Below are 16,770 nucleotides of genomic sequence, written 5' to 3' on the forward strand. Positions count from 1 at the left end.
GCCGCCATGCTGCAGATCCCGACCTGGAAGCGCATCCTGATCCTCGCCCTCGTGGCCCTCGGGCTGCTTTATGCGATGCCCAACCTGTTCTACGGGCGGGTCGAGGCGCATAACGACGCCATCGTCGAGGCCGGACGGGCGGGGTTCGAGACGCCCGAACAGGCGGCGGCCCGGTCGCTGTGGCCGGACTGGCTGCCCTCGACGCTGGTGAACCTCGGGCTTGACCTGCGGGGCGGGGCGCATCTTCTGGGCGAGATCAATGTCGACGAGGTCTATCAGTCGCGCATGACTGCGCTGTGGCCGGAACTGCGCGATGCGCTGGCGGCCGAGCGCGACAGCTTAGGCGGCGTCCGCCGGGTTCCGGGGCCTCCTGACCAGTTGCATGTCGAGATCGGCAATCCCGACCAGATGTCCCGCGCGGTGCAGATCGCGCGGACCTTCGCGGCGCCGGTGGTGTCGCTGACGGGGGCAGGGGCCTCGACCCTCGACGTCACGGCAAGCGGACCCACCCTGATCGTGCAGCTTTCGGCGGCCGAAAAGGCCGCGACCGACGACCGCACCATCCAGCAGTCGCTGGAGATCGTGCGCCGCCGCGTGGACGAGGTCGGCACCCGCGAGCCGACGATCCAGCGGCAGGGCCAGGATCGCATCCTGATTCAGGTGCCCGGCATCGGCTCGGCCGAGGAGTTGAAGGAACTGATCGGAACCACCGCCAAGCTGACCTTCAACCCGGTCGTCGGGCGCGGCACCGATCCGAACGTGCAGGCGGGCCTTGGCAACATCGTCGTGCCGTCCATGGACGAGCCCGGCGTCTATTACACGCTGGCCGAGGCGCCCGTCGTCACCGGCGAGGACCTGACCGACGCGCGGCCCAGCTTCGATCAGAACGGCCAGCCTTCCGTGGATTTCCGCTTCGGTCCGCAGGGTGCGCGCCGCTTCGGGGCCTATACCACGGCCAACATCGGCCAGCCCTTTGCCATCGTGCTGGACGAACAGGTGATCTCGGCACCGGTGATCCGGCAGGCGATCACCACCGGCTCGGGCCAGATCTCGGGCGCGATGTCGGTTGAGGAGTCCACGCAACTGGCCGTGCTGCTGCGGGCGGGCGCCCTTCCGGCCGAGATGACCTTCCTTGAGGAACGCACCATCGGCCCGGAATTGGGGCAGGATTCGATCGACGCCGGCAGCAAGGCCGCCACCATCGCGACCGTGCTGGTCGTGGCCTACATGGTGGCCAGCTACGGGCTGTTCGGGGTCTTCGCCTCGATCGCCGTTGTCGTCAACGTCATCCTGATCCTCGCGATCATGGGGGCGATGGGGGCCACGCTGACGCTGCCCGGCATCGCGGGCATCGTGCTGACGGTGGGCACGGCGGTGGACGCCAACGTCATCATCTACGAGCGCATCCGCGAGGAACTGCGGGCCGGCAAGCGCGTGGTGAAGGCCATCGACGACGGCTTCAACGAGGCGATGAGCGCGATCATCGACGCCAACGTCACCACCTTCATCGCCGCGCTGGTGATGTTCTTCCTCGGCTCGGGGCCGGTGAAGGGCTTCGCGGTCACGCTGGTCATCGGCATCGCGACCTCGGTCTTCACCGCGATCTACCTGACGCGGTTGCTGATCATAATCTGGCTGGAACGCCGCCGCCCGACCGAACTGGTCCTGTAAGGGGATTATCATGGCCTTCCGTCTGAAACTCGTCCCCGACAACACGAAGATCGACTTCTTCCGCTGGCAGTGGCTGACCACCGGCATCTCCTTCGTCCTGATGGTTGCTTCGGTCATCATCGCCCTGACGATGGGGTTGAACTTCGGCATCGACTTCAAGGGCGGCACCACGATCCGGGCGGAAAGCTCGACCGCCTTCGAGGTCAGCGACTACCGGCAGGCCCTTGAGGCGCTTGATCTCGGCGATGTCTCGATCACCGAGGTCTTCGACCCCACCTTCGGCGCCGACCGTCATGTCGCGCAGATCCGCATCGGCGCGACCGACGACACCGGCTCGGTCACGCCCGAGGAACTGAACCGGATCGAGGCCGCGCTGCAGGTGGTCGATCCGAATGTCAGCTTCGCAGCGGTGGAATCGGTCGGTCCAAAGGTTTCGGGCGAGCTGATCATGACCGCCATCTACGCGGTCAGCGCAGCGGCCCTTGGCATCCTGCTGTATATCTGGCTGCGGTTCGAATGGCAGTTCGCAGTGGGCGCGGTCACGGCGCTGATCCATGACGTGCTGATCACGGTCGGAATCTTCTCGCTGTTCCAGTTGCGTTTCGACCTCACGACCATCGCGGCGCTGCTGACGATCCTCGGTTATTCGGTCAACGACACGGTGGTGGTCTTCGACCGGCTGCGCGAGAACCTGATCAAGTTCAAGACGATGCCCCTGATTGACATCATGAACCTGACGGTGAACGAAACGCTGTCGCGCACGGTCATGACCGCCATGACCACGGCGCTGGCGCTGGCGCCGCTGCTGATCTGGGGCGGGGACGTGATCCGCAACTTCGTCTTCGCGATGTTCCTGGGCGTCTTCATCGGGGCCTACTCGACGGTCTACCTGGCGAAAAGCATCGTGCTGTGGTTGGGCGTGCGCCGCGACTGGGGCAAGCCCGAGAAGACGCAGAAGGCCGAGCGGGACGAACTGGCGGGCACGCCCTTTCAGGACGCGCCCTGATGGCGATGCGCGAAACCGACTATCCCGACGGTATTCCGGTGGACGGCTACGGCCCCGGCTTCTTCCGCGTGGCGGGTCAGGTTCATCATGGCCCGGTGCTGCTTGCCGGCGAAGATCTGCGGCCCTGGGGCGGGCTGGATGACGTGGACGGGCTGACGGGCCTCGGCGGGTCGGTCGATGTGCTGTTCATCGGTATGGGCGCCGAGATCGCGCGACTGCCCGCATCCCTGATGGCCGCGATTGAAGACGCGGGGCTGATGGTCGAGACGATGTCCACCCCCAGCGCCGCCCGCAGCTACAACCTCACGCTGTCCGAGGGGCGGCGCGTCGCCTGCGCGCTGATACCCGTCTGATGCCGCTGGTCGAGGCGAGGGGCCTCGCCGTGTCCCGAGGTGGCCGCCGCGCTGTCGAAGGGATCAGCTTCGCGCTGGACCGGGGAGAGGCGCTGATCCTGCGCGGCCCCAACGGCATCGGCAAGACGACCCTGCTGCGGACCGTGGCCGGGCTGCAGCCGCCGACCGAAGGCGAGATCATCACCGATCCCGACGTGATCGCCTATTCCGCACATGCCGACGGGCTGAAAAGCGCGCTGAGCGTGGCCGAGAACCTGCGCTTCTGGCGCGAGGTCTTCGGCGGACCTGCCGTCGAACCGGCATTGGAGGCGATGAACCTGACTGCCTTGGCCGAGCGACCGGCGGCGATGCTGTCCGCGGGGCAGAAGCGTCGGCTTGGCCTTGCCCGGCTGCTGGTGACGGGACGCGCGGTCTGGGTTCTGGACGAGCCGACCGTCTCGCTGGATGCGGGTTCGGTCGCATTGTTCGCGCAAGTGGTCCGCGCCCATCTGGCGCAAGGGGGCGCGGCGCTGATGGCGACCCACATCGACCTTGGGCTGCCCGAGGCGCGGGTGCTGGACCTGGGCGCCTATCGCGCCACTGCAGGGGCGCCTTCTCGGGCACCCGCAAGCTTCGACGAGGCCTTCGGATGAATGACCTTGGCCTTTCACTGTGGGGGCGAGAGCATCGCACCCTCATGAACGGGAACGGTGCCCCGCGGGATTTTTATGAATTGCCCCAAGTGAGAGCGTCATGCTCGCCCTGCTGATCCGTGACCTGAGGCTCGCCACGCGGGCCGGGGGCGGCTTCGGCCTCGGCCTTGCCTTTTTCCTGATCGTCTGCACGTTGGTTCCCTTTGGCGTCGGGCCGGAAGGGGGCACGCTGGCCCGGATCGCGCCCGGCATCCTGTGGGTCGGCGCGCTGCTGGCCTGTCTGCTGTCGCTGGACCGCATCTTCGCGCTGGACTGGGAGGACGGCAGCCTCGACCTGCTCGCCACCGCGCCCCTGCCGATGGAAGGCGCGGTGCTGGTCAAGGCCGCCGCCCACTGGATCACCACCGGCCTGCCGCTGGTCGTGGCCGCGCCGGTCTTCGGCATCCTGCTGCATCTTCCCTCGGAGGCGCAGCTCTGGCTGGTCGCCGCGCTGCTGCTGGGCACGCCCGCCCTGTCGATGTTGGGGGCCTTCGGCGCGGCCCTGACCGTGGGCCTGCGCCGCGGGGGGCTGCTGATGTCGCTGCTGGTCCTGCCGCTCTATGTGCCCACCCTGATCTTCGGGGCCGAGGCGGTGCGACGCGGGGCCGCAGGCGGTGACGGAACGACGCCTCTGGTGCTGCTGGCCGGGATCACCCTTCTTGTGCTGGCCGCGATCCCCTTTGCCGCGGCGGGTGCCCTGCGGGTCAACCTGCGGTGAGGGGACTTCACGGCGCCGCCTTGGGCGGCTAGAGGAAAGACCATGTCGATCTGGGAATATGCCAACCCCGTCAAGTTCATGCGGACCTCCGGTGCGGTTCTGCCGTGGATCATCGGGGCCACGGCCATCTGCCTGCCCATCGGGCTGGTCTGGGGCTGGATGACGCCCGAGGACTACAAGCAGGGCGCGACCGTCAAGATCATGTTCCTGCATGTCCCGTCCGCGATGATGGCGATCAACATCTGGATCATGATGCTGGTCGCCTCGCTGATCTGGCTGGTCCGCCGCCACCACGTCAGCGCGCTGGCCGCCCGCGCGGCAGCGCCCATCGGTGCGGTGATGACGCTGATGGCGCTGGTCACTGGCGCGGTCTGGGGCCAGCCGACCTGGGGAACATGGTGGGAATGGGACCCGAGGCTGACCTCGTTCCTGATCCTGTTCCTGTTCTACCTGGGCTACATGGCCCTGTGGTCGGCGATCGAGAACCCTGACAACGCCGCCGATCTGACGGGCGTTCTGTGCCTCGTCGGCTCGGTCTTTGCGCTGCTGTCGCGTTATGCGGTGAACTTCTGGAACCAGGGGCTGCACCAGGGCGCAACCATCAGCGTGGCGCCGGGTGACCGGATCAGTTCGGTCTACAGCTATCCGCTGTATGCCTGCATGCTGGGGTTCTTCCTTCTGTTCGTCACGCTGCTGCTGATCCGCACCCGCACCGAGATCCGCCGCCGCCGCACCGCGGCCCTGCTGGCAAGGGAGATTCGCGCATGATGACCGAGCTTGGACGCCACGCAGTCCCGGTGCTGACCGCCTGGGGCATTTCCGGCGTGCTGATCGTGGGCCTGATCGCCCAGACGCTGATCGCCGCAGCACGGGCGCGTCGTGCGCTGGAGAAGGTGGAACGCCGTGGCTAGGATCTCTCCGCTTGTCGCCATTCCGCCGCTGGCCTTCGCGGGCCTTGCCGCCATCTTCCTGTGGGGCATGGGGCGGGACAATCCGAACGAGCTGCCCTCGGCCTTCGTGGGGCGGCAGGCGCCGCCGGTCTCCGCGACCACGCTGTCCGGCAAGACGCAACTGACCGACGCCGACCTGCGGACGGGCGAGGTGACGGTTGTCAACTTCTGGGCAAGCTGGTGCCCGCCCTGCCGGGCCGAGCATCCCACGCTGGAGGCCCTGACGGCCGAGGGCATCAAGGTCGTCGGCATTGATCTCAAGGACCCTGAACCTGCGGCGCTGCGCTTTCTGTCGGAACATGGCGATCCCTTCGCCGCGATCGCCACCGATCCGCAGGGCCGCACGGCGATCGAATGGGGCGTGACCGCCCCGCCCGAGACCTTCATCCTGGACGGCGAGGGCAACATCCTGCACCGCCACGCAGGGCCGCTGGTGCGCGAGGATTACACCGACCGCTTCCGCCACGAACTGGACAAGGCACTGGCCGCCGGAAGCTGAGGGCGCAGCGCCTTGCCTGCACCCCCGGCTCCCGGCCCCCCGATCACCAGATGAAGTCGTCGGACCCGAGGCTTGCCAGCGAGGTCCACTCGATCTTCAGCGAGTCCGAGCCATCGCGGAAATAGACGTGCCCGCCCGACTGACTCAGGTGGTCCCGCACATCGGCAAAGCTGTCCAGCCCGGCAAAGCTGCGCAGGTCGATCCTGTCATCCTCGCTGTCGAAGTTGCGGATTGTGTCCTGCCCCGCGTTGAAGATGAACAGGTCGTCGCCCTCGCCGCCCCGCAGCATGTCGTTGCCACCGCCGCCGTCCAGCGTGTCGCTGCCTTCGCCCGCGGCCAGGTCGTCGTTGCCGCCGCCGCCGCGGATGCGGTCGTTACCCTCTCCGCCGATGACGATGTCGTTGCCGGCCCCTGCGTCGATGGTGTCGTTGCCATCCAGCCCGAAGATCCGGTCGCCGCCCGCGCCCGACGAAATCCAGTCGTTGCCATCGCCCGCGTTGATGGTGTCGGAACCGGATGCCGACCAGATCGTGTCGTTGCCGTCTCCGGCATTGATCAGGTTGTGCCCGAGGCCGCCGTGGATATAGTCGTTGCCGTCGTCAGCGGTGATGGTGTCATTACCATCGCCGCCCCAGATCGAGTCCTCGCCATCGCCGCCGGTGAGGAGGTCGTTACCAGCGTCACCCCATAGGCGGTCGTCGTCGTCGCCGCCATTGATGGTGTCGTTGCCGGTGCCGCCCCAGATCGAGTCCTCATCGTCGCCACCGTTGAGGAGATCGTTGCCTGCCTCACCCCAGATGCGGTCATCGTCATCGCCGCCATGGATGGTGTCGTTGCCTGCGCGGCCATAAAGACGGTCGTCACCGTCGAACCCGCGGATCAGGTCGCCCAGCGGGGTGCCGTAAAGAGTGTTCGCCCTGTCGTTTCCGTTGATGATCGCCATGCCGATTCTCCTTGCCTGACCGGGTGTGGTCACGAAGACAACGTATCACGGAGAAAAATATTCCCGTGACGCCATTGCGACCGGCGGGTGTTTGCTGACCGGCGATAGAGGGGTTCTGACCCGTGATGGGAAGAAGGCGTTCCTGTTTTCGCCTGCGGTATCCGTCGTGCATTCAGGACGCCGGAAAGGCCCAGAAAAGAGGCCCCGGTTTCCCGGGGCCTTGATGATATGTCCAGACAGGCTGCCTGACAGGCTCAGGACTTGGCAAGGTTGCGCAGCACGTAGTGCAGGACGCCGCCGTTCTTGAGATATTCGATCTCGACCTCGGTATCGACGCGCGCCTTGAGCTGCACGGTCTTCTCGGTCCCGTCGGCGTAGCGGATCGTGGCGGGCACGAGCGCCAGCGGCTTGAAGTCGCCTGCCAGCCCGGTGATCGAGATTTCCTCGTCGCCCTTCAGGCCCAGGGTCTTGCGGTTGTCGCCGCCCGTGAACTCGAAGGGGATCACGCCCATGCCCACGAGGTTCGAACGGTGGATGCGCTCGAAGCTTTCGGCGATGACACCCTTGACGCCCAGCAGGTTGGTGCCCTTGGCCGCCCAGTCGCGGCTGGAACCCGCGCCATATTCGACGCCCCCCACCACGATCAGCGGAACGCCCCGGTCCTTCCACGCCATCGCGGCGTCGTAGATCGATGCCTGCTGCCCGTCCGGGCCCTTGGTGTAGCCGCCTTCGACGCCCTCCAGCATCTCGTTCTTGATGCGGATGTTGGCGAAGGTGCCGCGCATCATGACCTCGTGGTTGCCGCGGCGCGAGCCGTAGCTGTTGAAGTCGGCGGGCGCGACCTGACGCTCGATCAGGTATTTCCCGGCCGGGGTCGTCGGCTTGAACGAGCCGGCGGGCGAGATGTGGTCGGTGGTGATCATGTCGCCGAGGACCGCCAACACCCGCGCGCCCTCGATGTCCGAGATCACGCCGGGTTCCTGCGACATTCCCTGGAAATAGGGCGGGTTCTGGATGTAGGTCGAGGTCGGCGGCCAGTCATAGGTCTCGCTGTCCGTGGTCTCGACCGCCTGCCAGCGCTCGTCGCCCTTGAAGACGTCGGCGTATTTCTTCTGGAACATCTCGCGGGTGACGACCTCGTGGACAAGGTCGCTGACCTCCTGCGAGGTGGGCCAGATGTCCTTCAGATAGACGGGCTGGCCGTCCTTGCCCGTGCCCAGCGGCTCGGTCGTGATGTCGATGTTCATGTCCCCGGCGATGGCATAGGCCACGACCAAGGGCGGACTGGCCAGGTAGTTCGCGCGCACGTCCGGCGAGATCCGGCCCTCGAAGTTGCGGTTGCCCGACAGCACCGACACGGCCACCAGGTCGTTGTCGTTGATCGCCTTGGAAATCACCGGCTCCAGCGGCCCCGAGTTGCCGATGCAGGTGGTGCAGCCGAAGCCCACGAGGTCGAAGCCCAGCGCGTCCAGATCCTCCTGCAGGCCGGCGGCGTTCAGGTATTCGCTGACGACCTGCGATCCAGGGGCCAGCGAGGTCTTGACCCAGGGCTTGCGGTTCAGCCCCAACGCCCGCGCCTTGCGGGCGACAAGGCCCGCTCCGATCATCACGTAAGGGTTCGAGGTGTTGGTGCAGGAGGTGATCGCCGCGATCACCACCGAGCCGTCATGCAGCGCGTAATCCTTGCCTTCGACCGCGGCACGCGCAATCGAGCCGTCCCGGTCGCCGCCCGGGATGTCGTCGGGGTGCGGCATGGGTGCGCCGCCTTCCGCCGTCATCTTCGCCTTCTGCTGGACGGGCGCCGTCGGCGCGGGCGGCAGGCTGCTGATGTAATCCTTGAAGGTCTGGGCGGCGGCATCCAGCGCGACGTGGTCCTGCGGGCGCTTCGGCCCCGAGATCGCCGGCACCACGTCGTCCAGGTCGAGATGCAGGGTCGAGGTGAAGACAGGCTCGAAGCCCTTCTCGCGCCACATGCCGTTGGCGCGGGCATAGGCCTCGACCAGCGCGATGCGGTCCTCGTCGCGGCCGGTCTGGCGCAGGTAGCGCAGGGTCTCGTCGTCGATCGGGAAGAAGCCGCAGGTCGCGCCGTATTCGGGCGCCATGTTGGCGATGGTGGCGCGGTCGGCCAGCGGCATGTTGTCCAGCCCCTCGCCGTAGAACTCGACGAACTTGCCGACGACCTTGTGGTCGCGCAGCATCTTGACGACCTTCAGCACGAGGTCGGTGGCGGTCACGCCCTCGCGCAGCGCGCCGGTGACCTTGAAGCCCACGACCTCGGGGATCAGCATGGAAATCGGCTGGCCCAGCATCGCGGCCTCGGCCTCGATCCCGCCGACGCCCCAGCCGAGGACGGCAAGTCCGTTGACCATCGTCGTGTGCGAGTCGGTGCCGACCAGCGTATCCGGATAGGCCACGGTCTTGCCGTCCTGATCGGTGTCTGTCCAGACCGTCTGCGCCAGATATTCCAGGTTCACCTGATGGCAGATGCCGGTGCCGGGCGGCACCACGCGGAAGTTGTTGAACGCGCCCTGGCCCCATTTCAGGAACTGGTAGCGTTCCATGTTCCGTTCGTATTCCAGATCGACGTTGCGCTGGAAGGCGCGGGGGTTGCCGAACTCGTCCACCATGACCGAGTGGTCGATGACCAGATCGACCGGGTTCAGCGGGTTGATCTTCTGCGCGTCACCCCCCAGCGCCACGATCCCGTCGCGCATCGCGGCAAGGTCCACCACCGCCGGGACGCCGGTGAAGTCCTGCATCAGCACGCGGGCCGGACGATAGGCGATCTCGCGGTCGGACTTGCCGCCGTTCTGCGCCCATTCGGCGAAGGCCTTGATGTCGTCCACGCTGACGGTGAAGCCGTCGTCCTCGAAGCGCAGCATGTTTTCAAGCACGACCTTCAGCGAGGCCGGCAGCTTCGAGAAATCGCCCAGTCCCGCCTCGGTCGCGGCGGGGATCGAGTAATAGGCCACGGTCTTCCCGCCGACCGTCAGGTCGCGGCGGGTCTTGGCTGTGTCTGTTCCGGTGACGATGGGCATGGCAAGCTTCCTCAGGGACAAGGTGGCAGACGACGCCCGAATTGCCCCGACTCGTCCTGCGGTGCAAGCGTTCTGGACGAGTCAGGGGGGCGCAATTGATTGTATGCGACGGTATACATAATCGTCGGAACTTGCAAGTGGGCCCGCCATGCCCGGATGCTAACGAAGCCTTGATTTGGCCTTGCCCGCCCTGCTGGCCTACTCCGATCGGCAATGATGATGTTGCCGTTAACTTTTTCCCTGTGTCCTGTCCGGCTTGCGGCCGCATTCGGCCTTGCCCTCACGGTCATGGCCGGTCCCGCCCCCGCAGAAGTCGCGCTGATCGAGGCGCCCGAAGGAGCCGGAACCCAGATCCCCGAGGGCGCCTTTTCGCTGGTGCCCGAACGCCACCCCCCCGCGGCGGGCGTGGCGCCGGGTCAGGGGCGGGTCGGGCTGGTCGGCGATCCGCCGGTGGTGATCGAGCTTTTCACCTCGCAGGGCTGCTCGTCCTGCCCGCCGGCCGATGCGCTGGTCGCCTCGCTTGCCGAACAGTCCGGTGTCCTGACGCTCAGCTGGCACGTCGACTACTGGGATTATCTCGGCTGGACGGATGAGTTCGGCCGCCCCGAGCATGCTGCCCGGCAGGAAGGCTATGCCGCCGTGGCGGGCGAGCGCGGGGTCTATACGCCGCAGATCATCGTGGACGGGCAGGACACGGTGCTGACCCTGCATCGCGCGGCGCTGATGGCGCTGATCGACGAACACCATGCCCGTCCGCCAGTGGTCATGGTCACGGCAACCGAGGCGGGCGACGGGCATGTCATCGACCTGACCCCCCGCGCCCCGATTCCCGGCGGGGTCGAGGTGACGCTGGTGCGCTACCTGCCGCATCGCACGGTGCTGGTGAAGGCGGGCGAAAATCGCGGCCGCAGCATCGTCTACAGCAATATCGTGGTTGGGACCGAGCCGGTGACCCTGTGGCCCGCGCGCGAGCCGCTGCGGCTGACCGTGCGGGCGGGCAACGATCCGAACGACGCCTATCCCGACGACACGCGGCACGCGATCCTTGTCCAGCAGGCGCTGGCAGGCGGGCTGCCGGGTCCGATCCTGGCAGCCGTCCAGTTGGACTGAGGCGGCTTGACCGCTTGGCCGGCGGCTTCTATCTGAAGCCCGCGCGGATGGCCGGATGACCGCGGGCGGCTTCGGCCCTCCGAGGAAAGTCCGGGCTCCATGCAGGCATGGTGCCGGGTAACGCCCGGCGGGGGCGACCCCAGGGAAAGCGCCACAGAGAACAGACCGCCCCTGCTTGCGGGGGCAAGGGTGAAACGGTGGGGCAAGAGCCCACCGCGGGACGGGCAACCGGACCGGCATGGCAAGCCCCACCAGGAGCAATGCCGAATAGGGATCGCGCGCGGGGCCTGGCCCCGCAGGGCCGCCTGCGCCCCAGCAGATCCGGGTTGGCAGCTAGAGCCCGTCGGCAACGGCGGGACCAGAGGAATGGTCATCCACGGGGCGCCCCCTCTACAAGGGCACCCCCGGACAGAACCCGGCTTACAGGCCATCCGCGCATGATTTCCATGGGCTTTCACGCAGAATCCGGTTGACTCGGGGCGCGCTGGCCTTAAAAGGCGGGCTTCAGGAATTTCACGGGGTTATCGGACTGGCCTACGGCCCGCCCCGAAGCAGGAGCAGGACCAATGGCGAAGCCGACGACGATCAAGATCCGGCTGAACTCGACGGCGGGCACCGGGCATTTCTATGTCACCAAGAAGAACGCCCGGACCATGACCGAGAAGATGACCGTCAACAAATACGACCCCGTCGTGCGCAAGCACGTCGAATACAAGGAAGGCAAGATCAAGTAAGATCTCCTTTTCCGAACGACCAGAACCGCGCCCGGCTGCTGCCGTGGCGCGGTTTTCCTTTTCCTGGCCGCAGACCAGAGCCTCGTGAAACCAGGGCCGCGGCCAACGCCCCTGAGCCGCAGGCGGGCTTGCCGCCGGTCTGATCCTTCCTTGTCACCGAACCTGCACCGGCGCGTCATCCTGCGGTCGCAGCGGGCAGGCATCACGGCCTCGCGGCAGGACGAGGCAGCCATGGCGTTGATCGCGCTGGATAGCGGAGCAGGGGCACGACCCGACCTGTGGGCCCGCGCGGCCAGCCTGCCACCCGGCGCACCGATCATCATCATGCTGCACGGCTATCGCTTCTCGCCCGAACGCGCCGAAACCTCGCCGCACAGGCACATCCTGTCGCTCGACCCCGATCCCCGGACACGGCGGGCGGTGTCATGGCCCGCGGCGCTGGGGTTCACGGCGGATGGCAACGAAGGGCTTGCCATCGCCCACGGCTGGCCCGCGCTCGGGCGGTTCCGGCAGGCCCATGCCCGGGCTTCGCGGGTAGGGGCCGATCTTGCCGGACTGATCGACCGGCTGGCGCTGGCAGCGCAGCGCCCCGTGGCGATGATCGGGCATTCGCTGGGGGGCAGGGTGGCGCTGTCGGCGCTGCGCCGGGCGACGCCTGGCGCGGTCGGCCGGGTCATCCTGCTGAGCGCGGCCGAGTTGCGCCACGATGCCGAGGCCGCCATCGCCAGTCCCGCCGGGATGCTGGCCGATGTCGTCAACGTTACCTCGCGCGAGAACGACCCCTATGACTTGGGGTTGGAACTGCTGCTTTCAGCCGGGCGTCACAGCGCGCTCGGCTTCGGGCTGGACCGGCCGCGGGGGAACTGGCTCGACCTGCAGATCGACGATGACAGCACGCTGGACGGGCTGCGGGCGCTGGGTTTCCCCATTGCGCGCGGGGCGAGCCGGGCCTGCCACTGGTCGCCCTATCTGCGGCGGGGGCTGTTCGACGTCTGGCGCGCGATCCTCTGCACGCCGGCGGAACTGCCGCTGGCCTCGCTGGCGCGCTGCCGCCCCGAACAGCCGTCGCGGCGCTGGTCGCGGCTTCTGGCGCCGCCCTTCGCCGCAGGGGCGCCTCAGCCGACGCCGGGACCGCTGTCCTTCGGGGCCGAAAGCGCATAGCGCCCGAAGACACGGGCGTTCAGGACGAAGAACAGCATCGTCAGGACGATCAACCCGACGGTCTTGAAGACGACCCAGACGGTGTCGCTCTGCGTCCGCCAGATCAGTTCGTTCAGCGCCGCAAGGCCGAGGCAGAACCAGATGATCCGGTGGGTCAGGATACGCCAGCCCTCGGGCGACAGTGGGATCGCCTCGCCCAGCGCAAGGCCAAGCCAGTTGCGGCCCAGCGCCGCACCGACGCCCAGCAGCGCGGCAAAGGTCAGGTAGATCAGCGTCGGCTTCATCTTGATGAAGCGGGGGTCGTTCAGCCAGACGGTCAGCCCGCCGAAGACCACGACCACCACCAGCGTGACAAGCTGCATCACCGACAACTCGCCCGTGCGCGACCACAGAAGGGCATTGGCGGCGATGGTCAGCGGCACAAAGACCAGCGTGGCGAGAATCAAGCCGGGATATTCCTGCCCCCACAACATGACCGTCCGGTCGCGGTAAAGCAGGAACACCGCCAGAAAGACGATCAGCGGCCCGTAGTCGAGCGCGGCCTTGAACTTGGGGGACATGGGCTGCCTTTCGCGGGTAAGGGACGGCAACCATCTAAGGGATACCATCGTTTCGGATCAACCCGACCCGTTGAATTGCATCACATGGAACCAAGGGAACACCATGGCCGTCGCCGTCACCGGAGCCACCGGCCAGCTTGGCCGCCTGACCATCGAGAAGCTGAAAAAGCTGCTGCCGTCCGGGCAGATCGTCGCGCTGGCCCGCTCGCCCGATAAAGCCGCCGATCTTGCGGTCGAGGCGCGGCTTTTCGACTATGACCGGCCCGCGACGCTGGCACCGGCGCTTGCCGGAGTGGACAAGCTTCTGCTGATCTCGTCCAGCGAGGTCGGCAAGCGCGCGGCTCAGCATCAGGCCGTGATCGACGCGGCGAAGCAGGCGGGTGTCGGCGAGATCGTCTATACCAGCCTTCTGCACGCCGACCGCTCGCCCTTGTCGCTGGCTGAGGAGCACCGCCAGACCGAGGACGTGCTTGCCCGGTCGGGCATTCCGCACACGATTCTGCGGAACGGCTGGTATGCCGAGAACTACACCGGCAACCTGAAGGCGGCGATTGCCAACAGTGCGCTGATCGGCGCGGCGGGGAACGGCCGCATCTCGGCCGCGGCGCGTGCAGATTATGCCGAGGCTGAGGCCGTGGTGCTGGCAGGCCAGGGCCATGCCGGCAAGACCTATGAACTCGCGGGTGATACCGCCTGGACGCTGGAGGATCTGGCGGCCGAGGTTTCGGCGCAGACGGGCAAGCAGATCCCTTATCGCAATCTGTCCGAGTCCGATTACGCCGAGGCGCTTGCCGGCATGGGCCTGCCGCAGGAGATGGCCGCGGCGGTCGCAGGCTTCGATGCGGATGCGGGCCAAGCAGCGTTGTTCGAGGACGGCCGCCAGCTTTCGGCGCTGATCGGCCGGCCCACCACGCCGCTTGCGGATGTGGTCAGCGCCGCCCTTTAGAACGGGACGTCGCCGTTGGTTCCACCCGCAGGCTGGACATAGGCCGCCTTGATGGTCTTGAAGCCCGCCGGGAACTCGACCGTGAGTGTGTCCTCGGCGATGCCCATGACGCTGCCGGTGCCGAACTTCTGGTGGCAGACCCGGTCGCCCACGGCAAAGCGGGCAGAGGGTTCGGCGTCGATCACGATGGGCGGGCGGTGCGAGGGGCCGGGCCGCACGGCCGCGCGGTCCTGCATCCGCTTCCAGCCGGGCGAGTTGTAGACATCGGCGCGGCTGGCCCGATCGTGCATGGTCGATTGCGCGAAGGGCTGGCCCGTCACCTGCGCCGCGGCCCCGAAGCCGCCGCCGTAAAGGCCGGGGGGCGTCAGCACCTCGACGTGATCCTCGGGCAGTTCGTCGATGAAGCGGGATGGCAGCGAGGATTGCCATTGGCCATACATCCGGCGGTTGCCGGCAAAGGTGATCGTCGCAAGTTCCTCGGCGCGGGTCAGGCCGACATAGGCCAAGCGCCGTTCCTCCTCCAAGCCCTTCAGGCCAGATTCGTCCATGCTGCGCTGGCTGGGGAACAGCCCGTCCTCCCACCCCGGCAGGAAGACGATGGGGTATTCCAGGCCCTTGGCGGCATGGAGGGTCATGATCGACACTTCCTCGGCCTGCTCGCCCTCGGCCACGTCCATGACCAGCGCGACGTGTTCCAGGAAGCCCTGGAGGTTGTCGAACTCCTCCAGCGCCTTGACGAGTTCCTTGAGGTTGTCCAGCCGCCCCGGCGCGTCGGGCGAGCGGTCGTTCTGCCACATCGCGGTGTAGCCGGATTCGTCCAGGATGCGCTCGGCCAGTTCGACATGGTTCACGGTGGAATCCAAGGCGTCGGCGTGCCAGCGGCCCATGAACTGCGTGAACTGCCGCAGGTTGGACGCGCCCTTGCCGGTCAGCGCGCCCGAGGCGACCACGGCCGCCGCGCCTTCCAGCAGCGACAGACCCTCGGCCCGCGCCTCGCGCTGGATGGTCTGGATGGCCTTGTCGCCGAGGCCCCGCTTGGGGGTGTTCACGATCCGCTCGAAGGCGAGGTCGTCGGTGGGGCTGACGGCCAGCCGGAAATAGGCCATCGCGTCGCGGATTTCCTGCCGTTCGTAGAAGCGGGGGCCGCCGATCACGCGATAGGGCAGGCCGATGGTCATGAAGCGGTCCTCGAAGGCCCGCATCTGGTGCGAGGCGCGCACGAGGATCGCCATGTCGTTCAGGCTGCGCTTGCCGATGGAATGGCGGTGGCCGCCGTGGAAGGCCTCGATCTCCTCGCCGATCCAGCGGGCCTCGGCCTCGCTGTCCCAATGGCCGATCAGGCGGACCTTCTCGCCCTCCTCGGCCTCGGTCCACAGGGTCTTTCCCAGCCGGCCCTTGTTCGCCGCGATCAGCCCCGAAGCGGCAGCAAGGATGTGGGGGGTGGAGCGGTAGTTCTGTTCCAGCCGGATCACCTGCGCGCCGGGAAAATCCTGCTCGAAGCGCAGGATGTTGCCGACCTCGGCCCCGCGCCAGCCATAGATGGACTGGTCGTCGTCGCCCACGCAGCAAATGTTGCGGTGTGCCTGCGCCAGCAGCCGCAGCCACAGATACTGCGCGACGTTGGTGTCCTGATATTCGTCCACAAGGATATAGCGGAAGCGGTCCTGCCACTGCGCCAGCACGTCGGGGTGCGCCTGGAAGATCATCACGCAATGCAGCAACAGGTCGCCGAAATCGACGGCGTTCAATTCCAGCAGCCGCCGCTGATATTGGGCGTAAAGCTTCGCACCCTTGCCGTCATAGGCGTGCGATTCGCCTTCGGGCACGCGCGAGGGCGTCAGCGCCCGATTCTTCCAGTCGTCGATCAGCCCGGCCAGCATCCGCGCGGGCCAGCGCTTGTCGTCGATGTTCCCGGCCGCAATCAGTTGCTTCAGCAGCCGGATCTGGTCGTCGGTGTCCAAGATCGTGAAGCTGGACTTGAGGTGGACCTGTCCGTCGCCCACCAGTTCGGCATGGCGGCGCAGGATCTTGACGCTGACGGAATGGAAGGTGCCGAGCCAGGGCATCCCCTCGACCGTCTCGCCCATCAGGCGGGCAACACGATCCTTCATCTCGCGCGCGGCCTTGTTGGTGAAGGTCACGGCAAGGATGCGGCCGGGCGTGGCGCGGCCCTGCGTCAGCAGATGGGCGATTCGCGTCGTCAGCGCGCGGGTCTTGCCGGTGCCCGCGCCCGCCAGCAACAGGACGGGGCCGTCCAGCGTCTCCACCGCCAGCCGCTGCGCCGGGTTCAGCCCGTCAAGGTAGGGCGCGGCGCGGCCCGTCATCGCCCGCTGGGACAGGGAAGGGCGGGCGGCGGCCTCGAAGGCGTCGTGATCGTCGAACTGGCTCATGCGGCCTAACATAAAGAACG

At 67.1% G+C, this 16,770-nt stretch carries 16 protein-coding genes and 1 other RNA gene; 13 read left to right on the forward strand and 4 right to left on the reverse strand.

Annotation, left to right across the window (positions count from 1 at the left end; genetic code table 11):
- The first annotated feature begins 6 nt into the window (after window positions 1–6).
- From secD to JGR78_RS04265, 8 genes are all read left to right on the forward strand, one after another.
- Entirely contained in the window at window positions 7–1,671 is a 1,665-nt protein-coding gene (secD, locus tag JGR78_RS04230) for a protein translocase subunit SecD (RefSeq protein ID WP_182792416.1), read from the forward strand.
- Window positions 1,672–1,681: 10 nt separating this feature from the next.
- Window positions 1,682–2,677 (forward strand): protein translocase subunit SecF, encoded by a 996-nt coding sequence (secF, locus tag JGR78_RS04235; RefSeq protein WP_182792417.1) that lies wholly within the window; start codon window positions 1,682–1,684, stop codon window positions 2,675–2,677.
- Entirely contained in the window at window positions 2,677–3,030 is a 354-nt protein-coding gene (locus JGR78_RS04240; RefSeq protein ID WP_182792418.1) for an Mth938-like domain-containing protein, read from the forward strand. The genes secF and JGR78_RS04240 overlap by 1 nt, the downstream gene beginning before the upstream one ends.
- Window positions 3,030–3,662 carry a heme ABC exporter ATP-binding protein CcmA gene (gene ccmA, locus JGR78_RS04245; RefSeq protein WP_182803183.1) on the forward strand — a complete coding sequence of 211 codons (633 nt, stop codon included), beginning with the start codon at window positions 3,030–3,032 and terminating at the stop codon, window positions 3,660–3,662. Before JGR78_RS04240 ends, ccmA begins: the two co-directional genes overlap by 1 nt.
- 100 nt (window positions 3,663–3,762) lie before the next feature.
- The gene (gene ccmB, locus JGR78_RS04250) at window positions 3,763–4,419 is read left to right on the forward strand and encodes a heme exporter protein CcmB (RefSeq protein ID WP_182792420.1); all 657 of its coding nucleotides are present in this window, start codon (window positions 3,763–3,765) and stop codon (window positions 4,417–4,419) included.
- 42 nt (window positions 4,420–4,461) lie between these two features.
- On the forward strand, window positions 4,462–5,187 hold the full coding sequence (locus JGR78_RS04255; protein ID WP_182792421.1) for a heme ABC transporter permease: 726 nt from the start codon (window positions 4,462–4,464) through the stop codon (window positions 5,185–5,187).
- Complete coding sequence (ccmD, locus tag JGR78_RS04260; protein WP_182792422.1) at window positions 5,184–5,330, forward strand: heme exporter protein CcmD; 147 nt, start codon at window positions 5,184–5,186, stop codon at window positions 5,328–5,330. Before JGR78_RS04255 ends, ccmD begins: the two co-directional genes overlap by 4 nt.
- Window positions 5,323–5,868 carry a DsbE family thiol:disulfide interchange protein gene (locus tag JGR78_RS04265; protein WP_182803185.1) on the forward strand — a complete coding sequence of 182 codons (546 nt, stop codon included), beginning with the start codon at window positions 5,323–5,325 and terminating at the stop codon, window positions 5,866–5,868. Before ccmD ends, JGR78_RS04265 begins: the two co-directional genes overlap by 8 nt.
- 43 nt (window positions 5,869–5,911) lie before the next feature.
- Here JGR78_RS04265 and JGR78_RS18495 read toward each other — a convergent pair whose 3' ends face one another.
- Window positions 5,912–6,811: a calcium-binding protein gene (locus JGR78_RS18495; protein WP_182803188.1), complete on the reverse strand. Its 900-nt coding sequence runs from the start codon at window positions 6,809–6,811 to the stop codon at window positions 5,912–5,914.
- A gap of 254 nt (window positions 6,812–7,065) precedes the next feature.
- Window positions 7,066–9,849: an aconitate hydratase AcnA gene (acnA, locus tag JGR78_RS04275; protein ID WP_182803190.1), complete on the reverse strand. Its 2,784-nt coding sequence runs from the start codon at window positions 9,847–9,849 to the stop codon at window positions 7,066–7,068.
- Window positions 9,850–10,137: 288 nt separating this feature from the next.
- Between acnA and JGR78_RS04280 the strand changes: the two genes are divergently transcribed.
- The 4 genes from JGR78_RS04280 (at window position 10,138) to JGR78_RS04295 (ending at window position 12,854) form a co-directional block, all read left to right on the forward strand.
- Entirely contained in the window at window positions 10,138–10,959 is an 822-nt protein-coding gene (locus JGR78_RS04280; protein ID WP_182803192.1) for a thioredoxin family protein, read from the forward strand.
- A 43-nt stretch (window positions 10,960–11,002) separates the two neighbouring features.
- Window positions 11,003–11,398: RNase P RNA component class A (gene rnpB / locus JGR78_RS04285), an RNA gene on the forward strand.
- A 127-nt stretch (window positions 11,399–11,525) separates the two neighbouring features.
- Window positions 11,526–11,693, forward strand: a complete 168-nt coding sequence (gene rpmG, locus JGR78_RS04290) for a 50S ribosomal protein L33 (protein ID WP_011750518.1) — start codon at window positions 11,526–11,528, stop codon at window positions 11,691–11,693.
- 150 nt (window positions 11,694–11,843) lie between these two features.
- Window positions 11,844–12,854 (forward strand): alpha/beta fold hydrolase, encoded by a 1,011-nt coding sequence (locus JGR78_RS04295; protein ID WP_182803194.1) that lies wholly within the window; start codon window positions 11,844–11,846, stop codon window positions 12,852–12,854.
- On the opposite strand, the gene JGR78_RS04300 is transcribed toward JGR78_RS04295, so the two are convergent.
- The gene (locus JGR78_RS04300; protein WP_234450854.1) at window positions 12,809–13,414 is read right to left on the reverse strand and encodes an inner membrane-spanning protein YciB; all 606 of its coding nucleotides are present in this window, start codon (window positions 13,412–13,414) and stop codon (window positions 12,809–12,811) included. The two genes, JGR78_RS04295 and JGR78_RS04300, sit on opposite strands and share 46 nt — an antisense overlap.
- Window positions 13,415–13,517: 103 nt before the next feature.
- On the opposite strand from JGR78_RS04300, the gene JGR78_RS04305 reads away from it, so the two are divergent.
- Window positions 13,518–14,360 (forward strand): SDR family oxidoreductase, encoded by an 843-nt coding sequence (locus JGR78_RS04305; protein ID WP_182803196.1) that lies wholly within the window; start codon window positions 13,518–13,520, stop codon window positions 14,358–14,360.
- Here JGR78_RS04305 and JGR78_RS04310 read toward each other — a convergent pair.
- A complete protein-coding gene (locus JGR78_RS04310) occupies window positions 14,357–16,750 on the reverse strand; it encodes an ATP-dependent helicase (protein WP_182803217.1) in 2,394 nt (797 codons plus the stop codon). The two genes, JGR78_RS04305 and JGR78_RS04310, sit on opposite strands and share 4 nt — an antisense overlap.
- Window positions 16,751–16,770: the final 20 nt, after the last annotated feature.

This window comes from Paracoccus sp. MC1862, from assembly GCF_016617715.1.
Taxonomy (GTDB): domain Bacteria; phylum Pseudomonadota; class Alphaproteobacteria; order Rhodobacterales; family Rhodobacteraceae; genus Paracoccus.

What these genes read in the sequence shown, in the direction of transcription:
- JGR78_RS04280 (WP_182803192.1), top strand. Translation starts at nt 10,138, where the DNA reads ATGGCCGGTCCCGCCCCCGCAGAAGTCGCGCTGATCGAGGCGCCCGAA.
- JGR78_RS04310 (WP_182803217.1), bottom strand. Translation starts at nt 16,750, where the DNA reads ATGAGCCAGTTCGACGATCACGACGCCTTCGAGGCCGCCGCCCGCCCT.
- JGR78_RS18495 (WP_182803188.1), bottom strand. Translation starts at nt 6,811, where the DNA reads ATGGCGATCATCAACGGAAACGACAGGGCGAACACTCTTTACGGCACC.
- ccmD (WP_182792422.1), top strand. Translation starts at nt 5,184, where the DNA reads ATGATGACCGAGCTTGGACGCCACGCAGTCCCGGTGCTGACCGCCTGG.
- secD (WP_182792416.1), top strand. Translation starts at nt 7, where the DNA reads ATGCTGCAGATCCCGACCTGGAAGCGCATCCTGATCCTCGCCCTCGTG.
- ccmA (WP_182803183.1), top strand. Translation starts at nt 3,030, where the DNA reads ATGCCGCTGGTCGAGGCGAGGGGCCTCGCCGTGTCCCGAGGTGGCCGC.
- acnA (WP_182803190.1), bottom strand. Translation starts at nt 9,849, where the DNA reads ATGCCCATCGTCACCGGAACAGACACAGCCAAGACCCGCCGCGACCTG.
- rpmG (WP_011750518.1), top strand. Translation starts at nt 11,526, where the DNA reads ATGGCGAAGCCGACGACGATCAAGATCCGGCTGAACTCGACGGCGGGC.
- JGR78_RS04240 (WP_182792418.1), top strand. Translation starts at nt 2,677, where the DNA reads ATGGCGATGCGCGAAACCGACTATCCCGACGGTATTCCGGTGGACGGC.
- ccmB (WP_182792420.1), top strand. Translation starts at nt 3,763, where the DNA reads ATGCTCGCCCTGCTGATCCGTGACCTGAGGCTCGCCACGCGGGCCGGG.
- JGR78_RS04305 (WP_182803196.1), top strand. Translation starts at nt 13,518, where the DNA reads ATGGCCGTCGCCGTCACCGGAGCCACCGGCCAGCTTGGCCGCCTGACC.
- JGR78_RS04300 (WP_234450854.1), bottom strand. Translation starts at nt 13,414, where the DNA reads ATGTCCCCCAAGTTCAAGGCCGCGCTCGACTACGGGCCGCTGATCGTC.
- secF (WP_182792417.1), top strand. Translation starts at nt 1,682, where the DNA reads ATGGCCTTCCGTCTGAAACTCGTCCCCGACAACACGAAGATCGACTTC.
- JGR78_RS04255 (WP_182792421.1), top strand. Translation starts at nt 4,462, where the DNA reads ATGTCGATCTGGGAATATGCCAACCCCGTCAAGTTCATGCGGACCTCC.